The organism is Streptomyces pseudoechinosporeus (assembly GCF_054783935.1).
Map to the genome: position 1 here is coordinate 79,947 of NZ_BAAGPS010000091.1, position 21,837 is coordinate 101,783.

Consider the following 21,837-nt stretch of genomic DNA (forward strand, 5'->3'; position numbering starts at 1 on the left):
GGGTCCTGATTCAGTGGACTCGGTGTCTACGCCTGAGCTGTTCGGCAAGCGGCCTGCGCGTGAGCCGTGCGGCAACCGCAAGGACTCCTCCCACAGCCAGCCCTGCCCCCATCCGCCCCCGGTTCCGGGACACCCACTCCTGCGAACTGCCCGGCAACGACTCACCGTCGAAGCGCCCGTGCGCCCCGTAGTCATGGCCGTGCGGCCCGTCGGCCGGAGTCCACAGGTTGCCGTGGCCGTCGTAACGGGCGTAGCGGGCCGCCTCTTCTCGTTCTCGCCCGGCTTCCTGCTGGGCGTCGAACCCCGTACGGGCCAGATAGCGGTCGAGGAGCCCGGGGGCCACGGCGTTGGCCACCAGCGTGGTGACCGTGGAGCCGCCCACCCAGTACTCGCGGCGCCTCGGATGCCCGGCCGCGTGCACGATGGCCCGGGCGGCGACCTCCGGCTGGTAGATGGGCGCGACGGGACGGACCCGGCTCGGCATACGGCTCAACACCCAGTCGAACTGTGGGGTGTTGACCGCGGGCAGCTGCACCATGGTCGTACGCACCCGCGAGCCCTCGTGCAGCAGCTCGCAGCGCACCGACTCGTTGAAGCCCTGGATCGCGTGCTTGGCCCCGCAGTACGCCGACTGCAGCGGAATCCCGCGGTACGCGAGCGCCGAACCGACCTGCACGATCGCGCCCCGGTCGCGCGGCAGCATGTGCCGCAGCGCGGCCCGGGTGCCGAACACATAGCCCAGGTACGTCACTTCGGTGACCCGGCGGAACTCGTCGGGCGTGATCTCGGTGAACGGCGCGTAGACCCCGGCGAAGGCGTTGTTGACCCAGACGTCGATCTTCCCGAAGGCGTCGACGACCCGCTGGGCGGCGTCCTCGACGGCCTTGGCGTCGGCGACGTCGACGGCGACGACGAGCGCCTCACCACCGGCCTGTGTCACCTCGTCCGCCGCCGCGGCAAGACCGTCACGGCCCCGGGCGAGCAGGGCCACCCGGTCGCCACGGGCGGCGAAGGCGCGGGCCGCGGCCCGGCCCACGCCGCCGCTGGCCCCGGTCACCACAACGGCTCTGCGGCGCGTCATGGCTCACCGGGCCCGGTGGTGCGGTGCTTCGGGATCCGCGGGCCCGCCCTTGGTGGGCGTGGGCGGCGGTGCGCCCGCACCGGGTGCGCCCGTCGCTCCGCCCACGCCACCGGGCGCGACGGGCGGCACCGGCGGGTACGCGGACGAGCCGGGCCCGGTGGGCGGCGTACCGCCGACGACCCCACGCTCACCGTGGGTCTCCTCGGCGGCGCGCTCCGGGGTGGGCCGGGAGGCGGAGGGCCGGGCCGCGCCCCGCAGCACGTACGCCAGTGCGCCGAGCACGGCGGCGGTGATCAGTGCGGCCGCCCAGTCGGGCAGGCCGAGCGCGAGCAGCAGCCCGAGGGTCAGGGCCAGGGCGGCGCCCGCGTAGAGGGCGACGGCGCCGGACGTGGCGTACAGGGCGGCGGCGCGGCGCTGTTTGCGGGTCTGCTCACGCAGTTCGTCGCGTACGGCGTCCCGGGCCACCTGCGCCAGTTCGTCGACCAGGTTCTTGTCCAGGTGTTCCAGGTGATCGGTGTGGTCCATGGCGGCCGGGTACCCGCGCCCCCGCACCCGTAACGCCACCCGGGATCCGGCACGCCGTCCGGGATCCGGCCGAAACGATCTCGTTCCCGGCCTGCCCCAACTAGGCTCGTCGGCATGGAGATTCTGGGAGCCACGCTGCGTATCTGCGTCGAGGACCTGGACGCTACGGTCCCCTTCTACGAGAAGCTGGCGGGCGGCAGAGCCATGCGCTTCGAGCGCGGTGGTGTCTCGGTCGCCGCGGTCGGCTGCTTTCTGCTGATGAGCGGACCGGAGGCCGACTTGGAGGTGCTCCGGAAGGTCGCGGCGACCATCGCCGTGAAGGACGTCGACGAAGCCCGTCAGGTCCTCACCGACTCGGGCGCACAGGTCCTCGCCGGCCCCGTGGCCACCCCCGCGGGCCGCAACCTGATCGCGCTGCACCCGGACGGCACGGTGTACGAATACGCGGACCGGGGCGCACCCGCGTAGCGGGCTGCCCTCAGGTCAGCTCGTCCTCCCCGAAGTCCTCCTCGTCCCTGATCCGCACCGCGTCCTCCTCGGCCGAGAGCCCGCGGGTCGCGCCCTCCTGCGCGTAGACGTCCTGGTTGCGCGGCAGATCGGGGTCCGGCTCGTCGTAGAGCAGCCCGGCCTGCTCCTCGGCCGGACCCGGCTCGGACCCCGCGTCGACCTCTGGCTCCTCGTCCGCGATCCGCTCGTCGAGCGATTCACGCTCGATCACCTCGTTCACGGTGGTGTCCCGCTCCTCGGCGATCGTCGGCTCGTCCCCGGCGACGGGCAGCTGCTGCGGATCGCTGGACTCCTGCTGCTCGGGCGTACCGTCCTGCAGATCCGGCATGCCCTCGTCCTCGGGGTCGGCCCCGGGATCGTGCGGCCTGGTGTTCATGGGATCCGCCTCCTTCCCGACGTGCGGGATCACCGGGTTCCCATGCGCCGCGGGGTTCACACCGGATTCCGAATCGGGGTCACGTTCGCAGCATCTCCGCGGTGATGGCCCAGCGTTCGTGATCCCGCCAGGCGCCGTCGATGAAGAGGAAGTCCGGCGAGAAGCCCTCGAGCCGGAAGCCGCAGCGGCGAGCGAGCGCGATCGAGGCGGCGTTGTCCGGCTGGACGTTGATCTCCAGCCGGTGCAGACCGAGCCTGCCGAACGCGTACCGTACGACCAGTTCGAGGCCCTCCCTCATCAGCCCGCGGCCCGCGGCGTGCGCGAAGGCGCCGTATCCCAGCGCTCCGTTGAGGAAGCCGCCCTCGACGATGTTGTTGATGTTGATGAACCCGGCGATGTCGCCGCCGCTCTTCTCGCAGACCAGGAAGCCGGCCTTCGTGGGGTCCTCGATGAGGCGTTTCGCGTACGCGGCGTAGGCGCTGGCACTGGCCGGCGGGAAGAGCCAAGGGTGGTGCAGGTCCTTGCTCTCGCGCACGCGGGCGGTGAACTCGGAGGCGTCTTCGTAGCGGTAGTGGCGTATGCCTACGCGGGTGCCTTCGGCGAGGTAGCGGTTCGTTCGGCCCACCTTTTAACCGTAACCCTCCACCGCTACAGCAGCGCAGGTACGTCCAATGTCAGGCCTGCCTCCTCCGCGTCCAGCTCCGCCCGTACCCCGAACGGAATCGTCAGCGCCCCCTCGCCGTGGCCGAAGCCGAACTCCTCCGCGATCGGCACCCCGAGCCTGCCGAGCCGGTCGAGGACAAGAGCCCGTACCTCTTCGTACGGGGCGCACTCGGCCCAAGAGCCGAGCAGGATCCCGGCGACCCCGTCGAACCAGCCCGCGCGCAGGAGTTGGGTGAGGTAGCGGTCCAGGCGGTACGTCTCCTCGCCCACGTCCTCCAGGCAGAGCAGGCCACCGCGTGCCGAGGGGCGGGCCCAAGGAGTGCCCAGGTCGGCGGCGAGCAGGGAGAGGCAGCCGCCGAGGAGGACGCCGCGTGCCCGGCCCGGCACGAGCGCAGGCCCGCCCGATGTGATGGTCCGGACCGACTCCGGCTCGAACAGCGTTGCCCGCAAGTGCTCCTGTGCCCGCGCGTTCTTCAGGAAGTCGACGGACGCGACCATCGGGCCGTGCAGCGTCACGAGGGCCATGCGTGTCGCGAACGCCTCGTGCAGTGCGGTGATGTCGCTGTAGCCGAGGAACACCTTGGGGCCCGCGGCCCGCAGCGCGTCCCAGTCCAGCAGGTCGACCATGCGTTGCGCGCCGTAGCCACCGCGGGCGCACAGCACCGCGTCGATCGTCGGGTCGCACCAGGCGGCCTGGAAGTCGGCGGCGCGGTCGGCGTCCGTGCCCGCCAGGTACGCGAACTCCGGGTGCCGGTCGAGGACATGGGGCCCCACGACCGGGTCCAGGTCCCAGCCCCGCAGGATGTCGAGCCCCGCATCCAGCCGCTCCTCGGGCACCGGACCGCTGGGCGCGACGACGGCGACACGGGCGCCGGGGGCCAGTCGGCGGGGGCGTACGAGGGGCTTCACTTGGCGAGCTCCAGGGTGGGGATGCCGGGTGGGTTGAGGCCGAAGACCTGGGCGTACAGGGAGAGTTCGGACTCCAGGACGCGCACCATCGTGTCCGCGCGTCTGAAGCCGTGGCCCTCGCCCTCGAAGGCGATGTACGCGTGCGGCACGCGTCGTCCCTCCATCCGGGCCAGGAACCGTTCGCATTGGGCGGGAGGGCAGACGACGTCGTCGAGGCCCTGGAGCAGCAGGAAGGGTGCGGTGATCCGGTCGGCGTGCTCGGTGGGCGACCGTTCGGCGTACCGGGCGGGTACGTCGGCGAACGGTCCGACGAGGGTTTCCAGGTACTGGGACTCGAAGTCGTGCGTCTCGTCGGCGCCCCAGCCCGCGAGGTCGAGGATCGGATAGAGGCTGGTTCCGCAGGCGTAGACGTCGGTGCTCGTCAGGGACGTGGCCGCGGTCCAGCCGCCCGCGCTGCCACCCCGGATGGCGAGCCGGTCGCGGTCCGCGGTGCCCTCGTCGGCGAGCGCGAGCGCGACGGCCGCGCAGTCCTCGACGTCGACCACGCCCCACTGCTCGCGCAGCCGGTTGCGGTACGCGCGGCCGTGGCCGGTGGATCCGCCGTAGTTGACCTCGGCAACGCCGATGCCGCGCGAGGTGAAGTAGGCGATCTGCAGGTCGAGGACGAGCGGGGCACGGTCGGTGGGGCCACCGTGGGCCCAGACGACGTAGGGCGGGAGTTCGTCGCCGGGGGCGATACAGCCGGGGTGGTGCGGCGGGTAGATGTGGGCGTGGATCTCGCGTCCGGCGGGTCCGGCGAAGGTGCGGATCTGCGGTTCCGGGTAGTACGCGGGGTCCACGGGGTCGTCGTGGGCGTCGCCGATGACGCGGGCGTGGCAGATGCGGGCCTCGAGTTCGACGATCTCGTACGCGCTGCGCGGGCTGGCCGCGATACCGAGGACACGGCTGCCGTTCACCGCGAGATTCGACGCGAACTCGGTCCAGGGTCCGGCCGCGTCGACGACCTCGCCGGTCTCCGGGTCGAGGATGCCGAGCGCGGTGGCGCCGCGTCCATGTACGACGGCGATCAGTCCGTCCGCGAGGGGCGCGAACCAGCGTCGGCCGATCTTCCACAGCGGTCCACCGAACTCCTCCTCACGCGGGCAGAGGGGCTCGCCGTCGCGGTACAGGTTCCACCAGCCGGTGCGGTCGCTGGAGTACAGCAGGGCGCCGTCGGCGGCCCAGTCGACCTGGGCGATCGACTCGTCGGGGCCGCCCGCGGCCCGCTGGGCGTTCCGTAGCGTCCCGTCACCGGCCACGTCGGCGAGCATCAGTTCCGTACCGTCCCACGGCATCCGCGGGTGATCCCAGGCGAGCCAGGCCGCGCGCCGCCCGTCGGGCGAGACTCGCGGCCCCGTGACGAACCGGTGCCGGTCGTCGGTGAGTTCGCGTACGGCGTCCCGGTCCTGCTCCGCCGATCCGTCCAGCGGCACGGCGGCCACGACCCGGCGCACGTCGGTGGGCCCGTCACCGGTGAACTCCTCCAGTACGCACCAGACTTCGCCCCGCTCCAGGTGCAACTGCGGCTCCACCCAGCGCAGTCCGCCGCCCACGAGCGACAAGGGTGTGAGGGGACGTGGCTCGCCGCCCTCGTACGCGTACAGCCGCTGGTCGACGAAGTTGACGAAGACGATCAGCGGACCGTCCTCGCGCATCACCCCGGCCCAGGGCTGCCCGCCGTACTCGATGACGCGGCTGCGCACGTTCCACGGGGCGGGCAGCACCGACTCCTCCGTGCCGTCGGCACGACGGCGCACGAGGGTGCGGCGGCCGCCCTCGGTGGGCCGGGGCTCGGTCCACCAGGCCTCGTCGCCGACGAAGCCGACGTACTCGGGGTGCCCGTCGTGCGCGGCGGCGAGCGACGCGTCGATGGGCGAGGGCCAGGAACCGTAGGCCAGGGTCTGCACGATGTCCCCCATTTCCCCGCCGAAGCGGACTTGCCGAAGTGCGGTGCGGTACCGCGCCCCTAAGGAGGCCGCAGGCCTCTTAGGGGCGCGGGGCGGTATCAATGTGCGGCTCCGCCGCGATGGGGGTCCCCCCGCTCGAGCGAATTCGAGAGTGGGGGAGCGACCAGCCACGACGTACCCGCAGCTTCGAACCGCATTCCCAGCGGAGCGCTTACGCCGTGCGCAGAAAGCGGTCGAGGACGCGGACGCCGAAGTGGAGCGCCTCGACCGGTACGCGCTCGTCGACGCCGTGGAACATGGCCTGGTAGTCGAAGCCCTCGGGGAGCTTCAGCGGCGTGAACCCGTATCCGATGATGCCGAGGCGCGAGAACTGCTTGGCGTCCGTGCCGCCCGACATGCAGTACGGCACGACATGCCCCTCGGGCGCGAACTCCTCGACGGCGGCGCGCATCTTCGCGTACGTCGGCGAGTCCAACGGCGCCTGGAGGGCCACCTCGTGGTGGTGGAACTCCCACTCCACGTCCGGCCCGGTGAGCTGGTCGAGCGTCGTCCGGAACTCGTCCTCGGCGCCGGGCAGATACCGCCCGTCGACGTACGCGACGGCCTCCCCCGGGATCACGTTGACCTTGTAACCGGCGTTCAGCATGGTCGGGTTGGCGCTGTTGCGGACGGTGGCCTCGACGAGCTTCGCCGCCGGGCCGAGCTTGTCCAGCAGCCCGTCCACGTCATCCAGGTCGGGCTCGATGCCGTACAGCGCGGCGAGTTCGGTGAGGGCCGCGCGGACGGTCGGCGTCAGCCGCGGCGGCCACTCGTACGCGCCGATCCGCGTGATGGCGGCGGCGAGACGGGTGACCGCGTTCTCCCGGTTGACCTTGGAGCCGTGCCCGGCCCTGCCCCGCGCGGTGAGCTTCAGCCAGCCGGTGCCGCGCTCGCCCGCCGCGAGGGGATACAGCTCCCGTCCGGCGCCGTCGTGGAAGGTGAACGCCCCGGATTCGCTGATGCCCTCGGTGCAACCCTCGAAGAGCTCCGGATGCTGGTCCGCGAGGAAGCCCGAGCCGTCCTCGGCGCTCGCCTCCTCGTCGGCGGTGAAGGCGATGACGAGGTCACGGCGGGGGCGTACGCCGTCGCGCGCCCACTGGCGTACGACCGCGAGGATCATCGCGTCCATGTTCTTCATGTCGACCGCGCCCCGGCCCCAGACGACCCCGTCCCGGATCTCTCCGGAGAACGGGTGCACGCTCCAGTCCTCGGCCTGCGCGGGGACCACGTCCAGATGACCGTGGACGAGCAGCGCGTCGGCGGACGGGTCGCTGCCTTCGAGGCGCGCGACGACGTTCGTACGCCCCTTCGTGCGCTCCAGCAGCGTCGGCTCCAGGCCCGCCTCGGCGAGCCGCGCGGCGGCGTACTCGGCGGCGGGCCGCTCCTGGCAGTCCCCGCCCCCGTGATTGGTCGTGTCGATACGGATGAGGTCGGAGGTGAACTCCACGACCTCGTCCAGGGCTTGCTCGTCAGCCATACTGCTCCTCCACGGCGGCCGAGACGATCGTGGTGACCGCCTTGAAGGCCCGGATCCCCTCATACATCGTCGCGCTGGTGTACGCGACCTTCCGCTCCCCGATCCGGTCCACACCCGGCACGACGGTGGCCGCCAGGGCCAGGTGCTCGGCGTCGAACTCCAGCGCCACGGTGAAGGGGCCGCCGTCCACGGGCTCGTACCGCACGGCGAGCCCGACCGCCTCCTTCGCCGCCGCCCGGATGTCGGAGGCGGTCCGCGCGGGCGTCCGGCACACCGCCGCGTACCGCGAGACATGGTCCTTCACGGCGACCTTCAGTGCCTCGGGCGCGTAGCCGAGCGCGTCCTCGCAGGCCACGTCGTCGCCGGTGACGAGGACAACGGGGACGCCGTACTCGGCGACGACATGCGCATTGAGCAGGCCCTCACTGGCGCGTACGTCGTTGACCCACACGCCGGTGATCGAGTTGGCGAGATAGGTGTGGGCGAGCACTCCCTCCATGCCCGCCCCCGCGTGATAGCCGACGAACGCGATGCCGTCGACATCCCCATGCTGGACGCCTTCCACCATGGACAGCGACTTGTGCCGCCCGGTGAGCATCTGCGCCCGCTCGTCCAGGCGCTCAAGCAGCAGGTTGCGCATGGTCCAGTGGGCCTCATTGATGAGGACGTCGTCGGCGCCGCCGTCGAAGAACCCGAGCACGGCGGCGCTCACGTCCGAGGTGAACATCGCCCGACAGCGCTCCCACTCGGGTGTCCCCGGCAGCACGTCGGCCGGCCAGGTCACGCCGGTGGCGCCCTCCATGTCGGCGCTGATGAGGATCTTCATGCTGCGTCACGTTACGCGCCGGACCGGAAACCGGCCAGGAACGAGGAGGAGCTCAGCTCCGGTTTCCCACCCATTCACAAACCCTGACAATTAACACTTCTCAGATCTTCGTAACGAGTTCTACGCTCATGTACAGACGGCGGGCGATGGCCAGCCTGTCGACCACCGCCGCCTGTGACGAGCGGAGGCGGAGATGAAAGCGTCGATACGGCGGTCCGCGATCTTCGCAAGCGCGGCTGCTCTTGTGATAGCCGTCTGCGGTACGACGGGTACCGCCCGGGCCGACCCGGGCGATGGTGAGCTCCAGTTCGGCTACGTCCTGCCGGAGACGGGACAGCTGGCCTACCTTGGTCCGCCGCAGATCGAGTCGTTGAAGTTCGCGATACAGACGATCAACGACGCCGGCGGGGTGCTGGACAAGCCCGTGCCGGCTGTGGTCTCCAGTGACGAGGCGGGCCAGGAGGCCGTTGCCGCGCAGTCGGCCGACCGGGTCCTCGCGGCGGGCGTGGACGCGATCATCGGCGCCGCGGCCTCCGGCATGTCGCTGTCCTTCATCGACCGGGTGACCGGAGCGGGCGTCGTGCAGTGTTCGGGCTCGAACACCGCACCCACCTTCACCGACTACGAGGACGACGGGTTCTACTTCCGTACCGCCCCGAGCGACGCCTTGCAGGGGCCCATCCTGGCGGACGTCGTCCGCGAGGACGGTCACGACCGGGTGGCCGTGGTCGCACGGGCGGACGACTACGGGCGCGGCCTGATGGAGTCCACGCGGAAGGCACTCGAGGACCGCGGTGTGACGGTGGCGCTCGCCGAGACGTACGACCCGAAGGCGACCAACTTCGACCAGGTCGTCCAGCAGATAGAGAACTCCAGGCCGGACGCCGCCGTGGTGATCGCGTTCGAGGAGGGCACCCAGATCCTGCAGGGCATGATCGAGTCCGGACTCGGGCCCGACCGGATCGGTGTCTACGGCGCCGACGGACTGCGCAGCGAGGAGCTGCCCTCGCTGGTCGCCCCGGGCCAGCCGGAGCGGCTCGCCGGGATGAAGGGGACCGCGCCGGCATCGGAGACGAACGAGCAGTACGTGAAGGATCTGCAGGAGTTCGCACCGGAGCTGAAGGAGCTGCAGTTCGCACCGCAGGTCTTCGACTGTGTGACGACGATCGCGCTCGCCGCCGAGAAGGCGGGGTCCGACGATCCGGGCGAATACGTGAAGGAGATGAACGGGATCACCAAGGGCGGCGAGAAGTGCAACTCGTTCGCCGCCTGCAAGGAGCTGATCGCCGACGGCAAGGACATCGACTACCAGGGTGTGAGCGGTCCGCTCGACTTCACCGACAAGGGCGAACCCGGCCAGGCGACGATCGAGGTGTACGGCTACGACGACGAAGGAAAGTTGCGGACCCTGCGTACCGAGACCAGCAGGGCACAGGAGTGACCGGGAGGACCGACAGGTAGGAGTGACAGGGAGGAGCGCGACAGGACGGGAGTCAACGGGCGCGGGCGAGTGTGCCGAGGTAGAGCTCGATTACCTTCTCGTCGTGCAGCAGCGCTGCACCGGCACCGGTGTACGCGTTGCGGCCCTGGTCGAGGACGTAGCCGCGGTCGCACAGCTGCAGGCACCTGCGGGCGTTCTGCTCGACCATCAGGACGGCGACGCCCGCACTGTTGATCATTCTGCACCGGTCGAAGACATGGTCCTGATGGAGCGGTGACAGTCCGGCCGACGGCTCGTCGAGCAGCAGCAGCTGCGGCTCCATCATCAGCGCGCGCGCCATCGCGAGCATCTGGCGTTCGCCGCCGGACATCGCACCGGCCTTCTGCTTCCGCCGGTCGGCCAGCACGGGGAAGAGCTCCTCCACCGCCGCGGTCCGCCGCGCGAAGTTCCTGGGCCGCAGATAGACGCCCATCCGCAGATTCTCCTCGACGGTCAGCGTGGGGAACACGTTCTGCAATTGCGGTACGTAGCCCACGCCCCGCCGGACCAGTTCGTGCGCGGGCCGGTCGGTGACGTCCTCGCCGCGCAGTCGCACGGTCCCGCCGCGCACCCGCAGCAGCCCGAAGACGGCCTTGACGAGCGTCGACTTGCCTGCGCCGTTGGGGCCGATCACTCCGACCACCTCGCCCGGCCGCACCTCGATGCTGCATCCGCGCAGCACGTCCACACCGGGGACGTAGCCGGCGACGATGTCGTCGGCCGCCAGCACCGGTGCCTGCTCCTCGGCGGACACCGCTACTCCTCCTTCTCCTCCCCGTTCCCCTTCTCCGGCGGTCTGTACTCGGTCGCCTGCGGTTCGTCGTGCCGTTTGCCCAGGTAGGCGTCCACGACGGCGGCGTTCCGGCCGATCGTGTGCGGTGGGCCCTCGGCGACGAGGCGGCCGTCGGCCATGACGGCCACCCAGTCGCTGATGCCCATCACCACGTCCATGTCGTGCTCGACGAAGCACACGGTCAGTCCCTCGTCACGCAGCTGGGTGATGTGTCCGAGCAGCGACTGGGCCAGCGCGGGGTTCACCCCGGCCATCGGTTCGTCGAGCAGGAGCATGACCGGCCGGGTCATCAGCGCGCGGGCCAGTTCCAGCAGCTTGCGCTGACCGCCGGAGAGCGTGCCGGCATGGTCGTCGCGCAGGGGCCCGAGCCGGAACCGGTCCAGCAGTTCGTCGGCCCGGCGCTCGAGCTCCCGCTCCTGCCCACGCCACAGCGGTCGCAGCAGCGCGGGCAGCGCCCGCTCGCCGCGTTGCCCGGGCGCGGCGAGCAGCATGTTCTCCAGCACGGTGAGCCGGGCGAGCGTCCTGGTGAGCTGGAACGTACGGACCAGTCCTCGCCGCGCCACCCGGTGCGCCGGGGCGCCGGTGAGCGGCCGTCCGTCGAACGACCACCGGCCGCCGTCGGCCCGGTCGAACCCGCTCACCACATTGAACAACGTGGTCTTGCCGGCGCCGTTGGGCCCGATGAGCGCCGTGATGGTCCCGCGCTGCACCTCCAGGTGCTCGACCCGCGCGGCGACGAGGCCGCCGAAGGTACGGGTCACCTGGTCCAGGACCAGCAGAGGATCGGGCTTGCGTACCCCCGGCTCGGGAACGATCGCGGAGAGTCGGCCGGCGTTGGATGCGACTGTGTCAGCGGCCACTGAGCAGCATCTCCTTCCGGCTGCCGAGAATGCCCTGCGGCCGGAACGCGACCAGCAGGATCAGGGCGATGCCGACCAGCGCGAAGCGCACCGCGCCGACCTCCGACGTGCTGATGAGGTCCGGCGAGATGTACTCGGCGCTGATGGCCTGGCGGAGCGCGCTGTCGAGGAAGCTGAGGACGAACCAGAACAGGATCGAGCCGACGACCGGCCCGAGGATCCGCCCGGCGCCTCCGAGGACGAGCAGCGTGTACAGGAAGAACGTGACGCCCGGATCGTAGTTGTCCGGGTTCACGGACTGCACCTGGATCGCCTGCATCATGCCCGCGACCGCCCCGATGACGCCGCCCAGCACGAGGCTCTGCATCTTGTACGCGTAGACGTTCTTGCCGAGGCTGCGCGCGGCGACCTCGTCCTCACGGATCGACCGGATGACACGGCCCCACGGACTGTGGATCAGCAGGGCGAGCAACAGTCCGACCACGAGCACCAGTGCCCATCCGACGATCATCACCCAGAGGTCGCGGGAGCTGAACTTCACCAGCCAGGGGCCGTAGGTGCCGGGCCCTATCGGGTTGAGCGCGTAGAAGTCGTTCGCGAACCTCTGCAGCCCGAACACCCCACCGGTGACCGGCTCGGCCCAGCTGGACCGGTAGAACAGCCGCAGCGTCTCCCCCGCCGCGATCGTGGTGATCGCGAGGTAGTCGGCGCGCAGCCGCAGGGTGGGCAGGCCGAGGAGCAGGGCCAGCACGATCGCGCAGGCGATGACGCCCAGGACGCCGAGCCACATCGGGCCGTCGTACGTCGCCACCGTGATGGCGAGCCCATAGCCGCCGACCAGCATGAATCCGACCTGGCCGAAGTTGAGGAGCCCCGTGTAACCGAAGTGCAGGTTCAGCCCCATCGCGGCGAGCGCGTAGACAGCCGCGATGGGGCCGATGCCCGAGCGCAGGGCGTCGGAGACGATGGCCGAGAAATCCATGGCGCACCTCACCCGACGCGTTCGGCCCGGCCGAGGATGCCCTGCGGCCGGACGAGCAGGACGACGATGAGGACGAGCAGCGCCCACGCGTACTGCAGGTCGACCGGGAACCACAGGGTGGACATCTGGGCGACAATGCCGATGACGAGGCTGCCGACCATCGCACCGTAGGCGGAGCCGAGGCCGCCCAGGATGATCCCCGCGAACATGAGCAGCAGAAGCTTGAAGCCCATGTCCCAGGTGACGATCTCGACCAGGCCGAAGAAGACCCCGCCGAGTGCGGCCAGTCCGCCGGCGAGCATCCACACGAACAGCACCACCCGCTGCACATCGATGCCCGACGCCTCCGCGAGGTCCCGGTTGGCGGAGACGGCTCGGACGGCCGTACCGATCCGCGTCTTCTGCAGGAGCGCGGCAATGCCGAGCAGCACCAGCACGGCGAGCAGGGTGACCGTGAGATCCCGTGGGGTGATGCCGGCCGGCCCCAGGTCGATCGCGCTCTGGATGTCGTACTGCGCGTAGGAGGCGGGCCGGGTTCCGTACAGCACGAGCACGACGTGCCGCAGCAGCAGGGAGAGCCCGATGGTGACGATGAACATGTTGATCAGCCCGGTGCCCCGAGCCCGCAGCGGGCGCCAGATGCCACGCTCGACAGCTCCGCCCAGCAGGGTGCCGAAGACCACCGCGGCGATGGCGGCGGGGATCAGATGCCAGCCCGGACCGGCCGCGGAGACGTTGAGGAAGAACGCGGAGGTTGCCCCGATCGTGACGAACTCGCCGTGCGCGAAGTTGATCAAGTGAATGGTGCCGAAGATCAGCGAGAGTCCGACCGAGGTGATCGCGACGATGACCCCGAACTGGATACCGTCGATCAGCGCCTGCAGAGCGCGCGCGCCGAACGTGGGGCCGCGCGGGACTTCCTCACCCAGGGCCCGCACGGAGTTCGCGGACACCATCACGAGGACCAGGGCAAGGGCCGGTACGAGCATCCGCTGATAGCGCACGGCGGTTCCGGTATGTCACAAACGTCCCTTGCGGCTCAGTGTAAGTGCAGGCCAGGACGGTGACTCCGGAATGCTCCGCGGAAGCCTTGCCCGGTACGGTCGCGGAGTCCTCCAGGCGGCCCGCCTCGACCAGCGCCTCCAGGGCGACGGGGTCGGCGGTGGTGGCGAGCCCGGCGGCATCGCCGACGTCGGCCGGAAAGCAGTGCCCGTGACAGCGCGTACTGGCGGCTCCTTGGGGCCTTTGCTACAAGGGAGGCCGGTGGAACGACTGGCTGGGCACTTTGGTGTGCGACAAGGGGGCTGGTTTGGGTGCCCACGGGGCGTCGGGCGATGTTTTTCGACCGTACGGGAGCAAGGAGCTGGAGTCGCTCCTGCGGCGGTCGTCGGTCACGGAGGAGTACCGGCGTCAAGCGCAGGCGGTCGCCGCGGTCCTGCCGTTCCGGACGAACGCATACGTGGTGGACCGGCTCATCGACTGGTCGGCCGTTCCGGACGACCCCCTGTTCCGGCTGACGTTCCCGCAGCCGGAGATGCTCCCGCGCGCCGACCGGCTCCGGGTGGCAGCACTGCTGTCGGCGTCGGTGTCGCGTGAGCGGGTGAACGAGGTGGTGCGCGGAATACGCAGGAGGCTGAATCCCCATCCCGCGGGGCAGCGGGAACGGAACGTGCCGAGGATCGAGGGGCGGCCGGCACCGGGAATCCAGCACAAGTACCGCGAAACAGTGCTTTTCTTTCCCCGCCGGGGCCAGACCTGCCACGCGTACTGCACGTACTGCTTCCGCTGGGCAACGCGTGCGCTCGCCGGAACTCGTCGAGGCCGTCTGGCACGAGCTGCTGTCCGAACCTGCCGACACGGACTACGGCGACCGGCCGTCCCTGGCCTCCGGGTCGTGGGCCGAAGAACTCTGGGCCGTAGTCCGGGCGGTGACCACGGGCGCCCGGCACACCGTGGTCGGGGTCGACCTGACCCGTCCCGGCCTCGGTGTGCCGGTGGCCAAGGTGGTCGTGACGAACATGGAGGGCCCGTTCGGTATGTGCGAGTCGGCGTTGCACGGTGCGCCTGACGTGCACGACGAAGACCCCGACGACCCCGCGGCCGACACGTCACCCGGAGACAGCACCCGCCCGGAGGCCCCGTGACGCCGGCCACCGCGGAGCCGGATCTCGTGGACGAGCCGACGGAGCGTCAGGACTTCCGCCGGATGTGGCTGGGACAGAGCATCAGCCTGATCGGCGACCAGATCTCCCTGTTCGCCCTGCCCAGTCTGGCCATCCTCGTACTGCACGCCAGCGGCCCGCAGGTCGGGGTGCTCCACGCGATGGCGACCATCGCGTTTCCCGTGCTGGGCCTGTTCGCCGGCGCGTTCATGGACCGGGTGCGCTGCCGCCCGTACATGATCGCGGCCGATCTCGTGCGACTGCTGCTGTTCGCGGCGGTCGCCGTCCTGGCGTCGACCGGCCTGCTCGATCTGTGGCTGCTGTACGGCGTGGCGGCGCTGGCCGGCGTGTGCACGGTCATGTTCGACGTCGGATACCAGACACATCTGCCCCGTCTGGTGGGCCGCGACCTGCTGTCGCTGGGCAACGCTCGCCTGGAGATGTCCGCCAGTGTGGCCCGTGCCGGCGGCCCGGCCCTGGCGGGCGCGCTCATCCAGTTCCTCGGGCCAGCCCTTGCGGTGGCCGCCAATGCCGCCAGTTTTCTGGCTTCGGCTGCCGGTTTGCTCGCCGTCCGCAAGCCCGAGTCCGTCGTGCCGGACCCCACGGCCGAGCCGTGGCGCAGGCAGATCCTGCAAGGCGCACGGCACCTGTGGCGCACCCCGGTGCTGCGGTGGCTCTCGGCCGCCGCCGCGCTGCGCAACTTCAGCATGGCCATGGTCGACACCGTCCTGCTGCTGTTCCTTTACCGGGCGCTGGACCTCGGCCCCGCGTCGGCCGCCACGGTGCTGACCGCCGGGGCCCTGGCCGCGGTCCTCGGCGCCGCCGTCAGCCGTGTCCTCGTCGAGCGGGTGGGCGCCGGTCCCGTGCTGCTCGCCACGGTCACCGAGGGCATCGTCTGGGCCGCGGCACCCTTGGCCCTGGTGACCGGATCGAGTCTGGTGGTCATCGGCGTCGCCTTCGTCTCCGCGCTGTGGCTGCCGGTGTGGAACGTCACCGTCTCCACCCTGCGCCAGCTGATCACCCCGCCCCACCTGCTGGGCCGGGTGCACGCCGCCGCCCGCACCGTCAACCTGTGCACCATCCCGTTGGGATCCGTGGCCGGGGGGCTGCTCGCCAGCTGGGCGAGCGCCCACTGGGGGGAGCGTGGCGGGCTGAGTGCCGCGCTGGCCCTGGCCGGCCTGTTCACCGCCACCGGAGTGCCGTTCCTGCTGCGCAAGGAGATACGCCGGCTGCGCTGGCCGGCCCCGACCGAAGGGGACCTCCGCTGATGACCGTATCCGGGGCCCGGCCGGGCGCACGCATCGGCTTCGTCGAGCTGCTGCCGCCCGGCGCCCGGCCGACCCCGCACGGCAACGGGCTGTCTGGGCGGTCGGCGGGAAGGCCCCACGGACGCCTTGGCCCGGTGCGATCCGTCCGGCGGTCAGTCGGCCGGTCGTCCGGCGGCCCACAAGCCCCGTACATGCCCAAGATGCCGCGTCATGACCGCGCGTACCGCCTCCTCGTCGCGGGCGGCGAGCGCGTCCAGGATCTCCAGGTGTTCCTCGGCGGAGTCCTCCAGGCGGCCCGCCTCGACCAGCGCGTGCAGGCCGTAGAGGCGGGAGCGCTTGCGGAGGTCGCGCACCACCTCGACCAGATGCTCGTTGCCGACGAGCGCGAGCAGGCCGAGGTGGAAGCGGGTGTCCGCCTCGACGTGTGCGATGAGGTCGCCCGCCGCGGCGGCCGTGACGGTCTCCTCGGCGGCGGGGCGCAGCGCCTCCAGGGCCACGGGGTCGGCGGTGGCGGCGAGACCGGCTGTCGTGGGGATCTCGATGAGCGAGCGGATGTGGGTGTACTCGTCGAGCTGCTTCTCGGAGACGGCGGTGACCCGGAAGCCCTTGTTCGGCACGGTGTCGACCAGGCCCTCCTTGACGAGGTCGAGCATGGCCTCCCGTACCGGCGTCGCCGAGACACCGAAGCGGGCGGCGAGGGTCGGCGCGGAGTACACCTCGCCCGGCAGCAGTTCCCCGGCGATCAGCGCGGCACGCAGGGCGTCGGCGACGCGCTCGCGGTAGTTGCGCTTCATGCCGCCGAGGGTGGGCAGGGCGGGGGAGTCGGACCGGGTGCTGGTGCGCTGGGCGGGCATGAGGGTGGCTCCTGGTAACGACGGGGCTCAGAGGACGAACCCGGCCGGGAACGGGTCGGACGGATCGAGCAGGTACTGAGCCGTCCCGGTCACCCAGGCACGCCCGGTGAAGCTGGGCAGCACGGCCGGGATCCCGGCGACCTCGGTGGTCCCGAGGAGCCGCCCGGTGAACCGCGTCCCGATGAAGGACTCGTTCACGAACTCGGTGTGCAGCGGCAGTTCACCACGCGCGTGCAACTGCGCCATGCGCGCGCTGGTCCCCGTACCGCAGGGCGAGCGGTCGAACCAGCCCGGATGGATCACCATCGCGTGCCGCGAGTGCCGGGCGTCGGAGCCCGGTGCGACGAAGTGCACGTGGTGGCAGCCGCGGATGGAGGGGTTCTCGGGGTGGACGGGCTCCTCCGCCATGTTGATGGCGTCCATCAGGGCGAGACCGGTGGCGAGGATGTCGTCCTTGCGGGCACGGTCGAAGGGCAGCCCGAGCTGGTCGATCGGCAGGATCGCGTAGAAGTTCCCGCCGTACGCCAGGTCGTACGTCACCGTCCGCCCGTCGGCCAGCGTGGCCTTGCGGTCGAGGCCGACGGAGAACGACGGCACGTTCTGCAGGGTGACGGCCTTGGCGGCCCCGTCCTCCACCGCGACCTCGGCGACGACGAGTCCGGCCGGGGTGTCGAGCCGGATGATGGTGACCGGCTCGACGACCTCCACCATGCCCGTCTCGACGAGCACGGTGGCAACGCCGATCGTGCCGTGCCCGCACATGGGCAGATAGCCGGAGACCTCGATGTAGACGACTCCGTAGTCGCAGTCGGGGCGGGTGGGCGGCTGAAGGATGGCGCCGCTCATCGCGGAGTGCCCGCGCGGCTCGTTCATCAGCAACTGCTTGATGTCGTCGCGGTGTTCACGGAAGTACAGGCGCCGCTCGTTCATGGTCGCGCCCGGGATGGTGCCGATGCCGCCGGTGATCACCCGGGTCGGCATGCCCTCGGTGTGCGAGTCGACGGCTTGCAGGACGAGTTTGCTGCGCATGACCGTGCCTCCTCCTTATGCGAGTCCTGCCGCGACGGCCTTCTCGGTGGCGGCGCGCACGGCTGCCTCCTGCTCCGGCAGGAGCGGGACGCGCGGCGGGCGTACCGGGCCGCCGTGCCGCCCGGCGATGTCCATGGACAGCTTGATCGCCTGCACGAACTCGACCTTCGAGTCCCAGCGCAGCAGCGGGTGCAGCTGTCGGTAGAGGGGCAGCGCGGTAGCAAGGTCACCCTCCACCGCGGCGTGGTAGAGCTCAACGCTCGATTTGGGCAGCGCGTTCGGATAGCCCGCGACCCACCCCTTGGCGCCCGCGATCGCCAGCTCGAGCAGCACGTCGTCGGCGCCGATCAACAGGTCGAGTTCGGGGGCGAGTTCGGCCAGCCGGTAGGCGCGCCGGACATCGCCCGAGAACTCCTTGACCCCCTGGATGTACCCCTCACCGTGCAGCTTCGCGAGCAGTTCGGGTACGAGGTCCACCTTGGTGTCGATGGGGTTGTTGTACGCCACGACGGGCAGCCCCGCCTTCGCGACCTCGGCGTAGTGGGCGAGGACCGAGCGTTCGTCGGCACGGTAGGCGTTGGGCGGCAGCAGCATCACCGCGCGGCAGCCGGCGTCGCGTGCCTGCTCGGCCCAGCGGCGGGACTCGGCGGACCCGTAGGCGGCGACCCCGGGCATCACACGCTCCCCGCCGATCGCGGCGACGGCCGTCTCGACGACCTTGGCGCGCTCCTCGGGGGTGAGCACCTGGTACTCGCCGAGGGAGCCGTTCGGTACGACGCCGTCACAGCCGTTCTCGACGAGCCAGGCGCAGTGCTCGGCGAACTTGTCGTAGTCGACGGAGAGATCGTCGCGCAGCGGGAGGGCGGTGGCGACGAGGACGCCGCGCCAGGGGCGGTGGTCGGTCATGAGGGTCCTTCCTCGGTGGGGTCCGTGGAGTTCATGGAGTTCATGGAGTCCGTGTGGTGCCGGTCGAAGTCGGTTCCGGCGAGCACGCCGAGCGGTACGGGCCGGGCGAACGGCCGTCGCGAGGGCTGGAACTCGCACCCCGCGAGCCCTGCCACCGCCGGGCCGCACATCCGGCCCTGGCACCAGCCCATCCCGGCCCGCGTCAGCAGCTTCACAGTGCGTACGTCACCGGCGCCGAGCTCGCCCGCGGCCTCCCGGATCGCGGAGGCGGGCACCTCCTCGCAGCGGCACACCACGGTGTCGTCGGTGACCTGCTCTGTCCAATGGGCGGGTGGGGCGTAGACGGTGTCGAGGACGGCGAAGAACTCCCGCAGTCGGGTACGGGTCTTGGCGGCAGCCTCGTACGAACCTGCGTCGGACGTACGGGAGTTGATCCGGGCCGCGATCGAGAGGCCGGCGATCCTGCCCTCGGCGAGCGACAGCACGGCGCCGCCGATCCCGGTGGTCTCCCCGGCCGCCCAGACGCCGGGCACATCGGTGCGCTGCTCGTCGTCGACGGCGACGCCCGGCCCGTCGAGCCGACAGCCGAGCGCCTCGGCGAGGTCGGTGTGCGGGAGCATGCCGTGCCCGACGGCGAGGGTGTCGCAGGCGATACGCCGCTCGGTGCCGGGCCGGACCCGCCCGTCGCCGTCGAGAGCGGCGACGGTCACGGCCTCGACCCGGTCGCTGCCGTGCGCCGCGACAACGGTGTGGTGGACCTTGATCCGCACCCGGTGCCGGGCCAACTCGGCGGCGTACCGGGCGCCTTCGGCGAGCTTGGCCGGGTGGGCGGCGAGCATCCTGGCGCGCCCGGCGAAAGCCCTCGCTCCGGCGGACTCAACGAGCGCGGCGACCTCCGCCCCGGCCGCCGCGAGCCCGACCGCCACCGGCATCAGCAACGGCCCGGTCCCCGCCACCACGGCGGTACGCCCCGGCAACACGAGCCCACCCTTGAGCATGGCCTGCGCCCCGCCCGCGGTGACCACTCCGGGGAGGGTCCACCCGGGGAACGGCAGGACCTTCTCGTACCCACCGGTGGCGAGCAGCACGGCGTCGGCATGGACGGCGACAGGCTGTTCCTGCTCGGGGCCACGGAGGGCGTGCACGGTGAACCCGTCGGACTGCCCTTCCACGAACCACACATGGTGGTCCGTCAGATGCGTGATGCGACCCCCCGCGATGTGCGCCGCGAGACCATCACGCAGCCGTTCCCATGTGCGCCGCTGGTGGTGCAGGGCCTGCGGACGGCGGGCGCCGAGCGCCGCGGCGGGCTGACGGTAGAACTGGCCGCCCGCCTCCGCAGCCGAGTCGACCAGCGTCACCCGTACACCACGCGCGGCTGCGGCAAGTGCAGCCGCGAGCCCGGCGGGGCCCGCACCGACCACCGCGAGGTGCGACCCCTCAGCCATGGTGCCCACGGTGTCCGGTCCCTTCCTGCGTACGGATGGCATCCCCGGCCTCCGCCCGCACCAGACAAGCGCGTTGGTTCGCCCGCCCGTTGACGGTCACCAGGCAGTCGAAGCAGACCCCGATCCCGCAGAAGACACCGCGCGGCTCATCACTCCCCCGGGTCGTACGCCACGACGTGATGCCCGCCGCCCAGAGCGCGGCGGCGATCGTCTGGCCGGGCAGGACGGCGATCTCACGGCCGTCGAAGGTGACGGTGAAGGCGGGCCCCGGCCGCGCCCCCACCAACTCCAGTGGAGATCTCACGGACCCTCCTCGGGAAAACGGTCGGGACGGAACGGACTGAGGTCGAGGTCGAGATCCGAGGTCTTCCCGGTCAGCACCTGGGCGATCAAGTGCCCAGTACCCGTGGCGAGTCCGATCCCCGCCCCCTCGTGCCCGCACGCGTGGAAGAGACCGGGCACCCGCGCGTCCGGCCCGATCGCGGGCAGATGGTCGGGCATGTACGGGCGGAAGCCGAGGTAACCGCGCATCGCCCGCACCCCCTCCAGGAACGGAAACAACCGCGTCGCCCCCGCCGCCAGCGCCCGCGCGACCGGCAACGAGAAGGACCGGTCGAAGCCGACCCGTTCCCGGCTGGCCCCGATCAGCACCGGCCCGGCGGCCGTCCCCTCCACCACCGGCGAGGTCTGCAGCGCCGCCGAGTCACTGGCCACGTCGGCCACATAGTCCGCGGCGTACACCTTGTGCCGCACCGTACGCGGCGGCAACGGCTCGGTGACGAGGACGAAGCCACGCCGGGGCAGCACGGGCAGGGAGGTACCGGCGAGCGCGGCCAGCTCCCCGCCCCAGGTACCGGCCGCGTTCACGACGGCCGGGGCAAGGATGTCGCCTCCAGAGGTACGTACTCCCCGCACCGCCCCCGCCGCCGTACGCAACACCTCCGTGACCGTCCACCCCGTCCGCAACGAGGCCCCCGCAGCCCTGGCGAGCCGTACGACATGGGCGGCGGCGAGGGTAGGCATGACCTGGGCGTCCTGCGGATACAGCACCCCGCCCGCAAGCCCCTTCGCCAACTTCGGCTCTACGTCGTGAAGTTGACCCGCGCCAACCGCCACGGCCTCGACCCCGGCCGCCCGCTGCCCATCAGCAAACCCCTCCAGAGCAACGAGCCCCTCCACCGAGGAGGCAACGACGAGCCCACCCTTGAGGTCGTACTCAACAACCTCAGCGATACCGGACTCGGCGGCAAGCTCACCCCACAACCGCCCGGACAACAGGGCAAGTTCAAGCTCGGGCCCAGGCTCCTTGTCGGACACGAGCAGATTCCCCTCACCCGCCCCAGTCGTCCCCCCAGCCACGGGCCCACGATCAACAAGAACAACACGAAGCCCCGCCCGAGCCGAGTACAGGGCACAGGCAGCCCCCACCATCCCGGCCCCAACGACGACAACATCGCAGGTCAGCAGCGCACTCACCCCAGTACCATGTCACATGTCGCTGGACGAGCCAAGGGTGCAACGCTCGTCATGGGGGCCGGGGGCGCCCCGTCAGGGGCGCGGGGCTGTATCGATTTGCGGCTCCGCCGCGTGGGCGCGACCAGCCACAACGGACCCGCGGCCGAGATACAACCTGTCACCCCACCCCCTTGGGGGTCTGAGGCGCAGCCCCCAGTTTCGGGAAGGGGCGGGGCTGGGGAAAGAAACCC

The 21,837-nt window shown here is 71.1% G+C and carries 22 protein-coding genes; 4 read left to right on the forward strand and 18 right to left on the reverse strand.

Translation table 11 applies throughout. The annotated features are described in order from the left end of the window. Window positions 1-10 precede the first annotated feature (10 nt). Window positions 11-1,081 (reverse strand): SDR family oxidoreductase, encoded by a 1,071-nt coding sequence (locus ACYVO6_RS47235; RefSeq protein WP_461072832.1) that lies wholly within the window; start codon window positions 1,079-1,081, stop codon window positions 11-13. A 3-nt stretch (window positions 1,082-1,084) separates the two neighbouring features. Beyond that, window positions 1,085-1,606, reverse strand: coding sequence for a phage holin family protein (locus tag ACYVO6_RS47240; protein WP_461072834.1), 522 nt, complete (start codon window positions 1,604-1,606; stop codon window positions 1,085-1,087). A gap of 114 nt (window positions 1,607-1,720) precedes the next feature. On the opposite strand from ACYVO6_RS47240, the gene ACYVO6_RS47245 reads away from it, so the two are divergent. Continuing rightward, on the forward strand, window positions 1,721-2,074 hold the full coding sequence (locus ACYVO6_RS47245; RefSeq protein ID WP_461072836.1) for a VOC family protein: 354 nt from the start codon (window positions 1,721-1,723) through the stop codon (window positions 2,072-2,074). A gap of 10 nt (window positions 2,075-2,084) precedes the next feature. Here the strand turns inward: ACYVO6_RS47245 and ACYVO6_RS47250 are convergent, their stop codons facing one another. The 6 genes from ACYVO6_RS47250 to ACYVO6_RS47275 form a co-directional block, all read right to left on the reverse strand. Next, the gene (locus ACYVO6_RS47250) at window positions 2,085-2,489 is read right to left on the reverse strand and encodes a DUF5709 domain-containing protein (RefSeq protein WP_461072838.1); all 405 of its coding nucleotides are present in this window, start codon (window positions 2,487-2,489) and stop codon (window positions 2,085-2,087) included. Between the two features lie 79 nt (window positions 2,490-2,568). Further along, window positions 2,569-3,114, reverse strand: coding sequence for a GNAT family N-acetyltransferase (locus ACYVO6_RS47255; RefSeq protein ID WP_461072840.1), 546 nt, complete (start codon window positions 3,112-3,114; stop codon window positions 2,569-2,571). 23 nt (window positions 3,115-3,137) lie between these two features. Continuing rightward, window positions 3,138-4,061, reverse strand: coding sequence for a S66 peptidase family protein (locus ACYVO6_RS47260; protein ID WP_461072842.1), 924 nt, complete (start codon window positions 4,059-4,061; stop codon window positions 3,138-3,140). Continuing rightward, the gene (locus ACYVO6_RS47265; RefSeq protein WP_461072844.1) at window positions 4,058-6,019 is read right to left on the reverse strand and encodes a dipeptidyl-peptidase 5; all 1,962 of its coding nucleotides are present in this window, start codon (window positions 6,017-6,019) and stop codon (window positions 4,058-4,060) included. The genes ACYVO6_RS47260 and ACYVO6_RS47265 overlap by 4 nt, the downstream gene beginning before the upstream one ends. A 199-nt stretch (window positions 6,020-6,218) precedes the next feature. Next, complete coding sequence (locus tag ACYVO6_RS47270; protein WP_461072846.1) at window positions 6,219-7,523, reverse strand: M20/M25/M40 family metallo-hydrolase; 1,305 nt, start codon at window positions 7,521-7,523, stop codon at window positions 6,219-6,221. Beyond that, window positions 7,516-8,349 (reverse strand): M55 family metallopeptidase, encoded by an 834-nt coding sequence (locus tag ACYVO6_RS47275; RefSeq protein WP_461072848.1) that lies wholly within the window; start codon window positions 8,347-8,349, stop codon window positions 7,516-7,518. Before ACYVO6_RS47275 ends, ACYVO6_RS47270 begins: the two co-directional genes overlap by 8 nt. Before the next feature lie 193 nt (window positions 8,350-8,542). On the opposite strand from ACYVO6_RS47275, the gene ACYVO6_RS47280 reads away from it, so the two are divergent. Then, a complete protein-coding gene (locus tag ACYVO6_RS47280) occupies window positions 8,543-9,790 on the forward strand; it encodes an ABC transporter substrate-binding protein (RefSeq protein WP_461072850.1) in 1,248 nt (415 codons plus the stop codon). A 52-nt stretch (window positions 9,791-9,842) separates the two neighbouring features. Here the strand turns inward: ACYVO6_RS47280 and ACYVO6_RS47285 are convergent, their stop codons facing one another. From ACYVO6_RS47285 to ACYVO6_RS47300, 4 genes are read right to left on the reverse strand one after another with little or no spacing between them, the layout of a single operon-like run. Then, window positions 9,843-10,583, reverse strand: coding sequence for an ABC transporter ATP-binding protein (locus ACYVO6_RS47285; RefSeq protein ID WP_461072852.1), 741 nt, complete (start codon window positions 10,581-10,583; stop codon window positions 9,843-9,845). A gap of 2 nt (window positions 10,584-10,585) precedes the next feature. Beyond that, on the reverse strand, window positions 10,586-11,482 hold the full coding sequence (locus tag ACYVO6_RS47290; protein ID WP_461072854.1) for an ABC transporter ATP-binding protein: 897 nt from the start codon (window positions 11,480-11,482) through the stop codon (window positions 10,586-10,588). Beyond that, on the reverse strand, window positions 11,472-12,464 hold the full coding sequence (locus tag ACYVO6_RS47295) for a branched-chain amino acid ABC transporter permease (RefSeq protein ID WP_461072856.1): 993 nt from the start codon (window positions 12,462-12,464) through the stop codon (window positions 11,472-11,474). Before ACYVO6_RS47295 ends, ACYVO6_RS47290 begins: the two co-directional genes overlap by 11 nt. A gap of 8 nt (window positions 12,465-12,472) precedes the next feature. Beyond that, complete coding sequence (locus ACYVO6_RS47300; protein ID WP_461072858.1) at window positions 12,473-13,468, reverse strand: branched-chain amino acid ABC transporter permease; 996 nt, start codon at window positions 13,466-13,468, stop codon at window positions 12,473-12,475. Between the two features lie 792 nt (window positions 13,469-14,260). Between ACYVO6_RS47300 and ACYVO6_RS47305 the strand changes: the two genes are divergently transcribed. Together ACYVO6_RS47305 and ACYVO6_RS47310 are read left to right on the forward strand one after the other, a co-directional pair. Next, a complete protein-coding gene (locus ACYVO6_RS47305) occupies window positions 14,261-14,608 on the forward strand; it encodes a hypothetical protein (RefSeq protein ID WP_461072860.1) in 348 nt (115 codons plus the stop codon). Continuing rightward, on the forward strand, window positions 14,605-15,894 hold the full coding sequence (locus tag ACYVO6_RS47310) for an MFS transporter (RefSeq protein WP_461072862.1): 1,290 nt from the start codon (window positions 14,605-14,607) through the stop codon (window positions 15,892-15,894). The genes ACYVO6_RS47305 and ACYVO6_RS47310 overlap by 4 nt, the downstream gene beginning before the upstream one ends. Window positions 15,895-16,046: 152 nt before the next feature. Here ACYVO6_RS47310 and ACYVO6_RS47315 read toward each other — a convergent pair whose 3' ends face one another. Genes ACYVO6_RS47315 through ACYVO6_RS47340 form a run of 6 tightly spaced genes read right to left on the reverse strand, consistent with a single transcriptional unit; the run spans window position 16,047 to window position 21,607 of the window. Continuing rightward, entirely contained in the window at window positions 16,047-16,748 is a 702-nt protein-coding gene (locus tag ACYVO6_RS47315; protein ID WP_461072864.1) for a GntR family transcriptional regulator, read from the reverse strand. Between the two features lie 27 nt (window positions 16,749-16,775). After that, the gene (locus tag ACYVO6_RS47320; RefSeq protein WP_461072866.1) at window positions 16,776-17,777 is read right to left on the reverse strand and encodes a proline racemase family protein; all 1,002 of its coding nucleotides are present in this window, start codon (window positions 17,775-17,777) and stop codon (window positions 16,776-16,778) included. 15 nt (window positions 17,778-17,792) lie between these two features. Beyond that, window positions 17,793-18,683, reverse strand: coding sequence for a dihydrodipicolinate synthase family protein (locus ACYVO6_RS47325; protein ID WP_461072868.1), 891 nt, complete (start codon window positions 18,681-18,683; stop codon window positions 17,793-17,795). Next, complete coding sequence (locus tag ACYVO6_RS47330; protein ID WP_461072870.1) at window positions 18,680-20,131, reverse strand: FAD-dependent oxidoreductase; 1,452 nt, start codon at window positions 20,129-20,131, stop codon at window positions 18,680-18,682. The genes ACYVO6_RS47325 and ACYVO6_RS47330 overlap by 4 nt, the downstream gene beginning before the upstream one ends. Next, complete coding sequence (locus ACYVO6_RS47335) at window positions 20,124-20,435, reverse strand: (2Fe-2S)-binding protein (RefSeq protein WP_461072872.1); 312 nt, start codon at window positions 20,433-20,435, stop codon at window positions 20,124-20,126. Before ACYVO6_RS47335 ends, ACYVO6_RS47330 begins: the two co-directional genes overlap by 8 nt. Further along, the gene (locus ACYVO6_RS47340; protein ID WP_461072874.1) at window positions 20,432-21,607 is read right to left on the reverse strand and encodes an NAD(P)/FAD-dependent oxidoreductase; all 1,176 of its coding nucleotides are present in this window, start codon (window positions 21,605-21,607) and stop codon (window positions 20,432-20,434) included. The genes ACYVO6_RS47335 and ACYVO6_RS47340 overlap by 4 nt, the downstream gene beginning before the upstream one ends. Window positions 21,608-21,837: the final 230 nt, after the last annotated feature.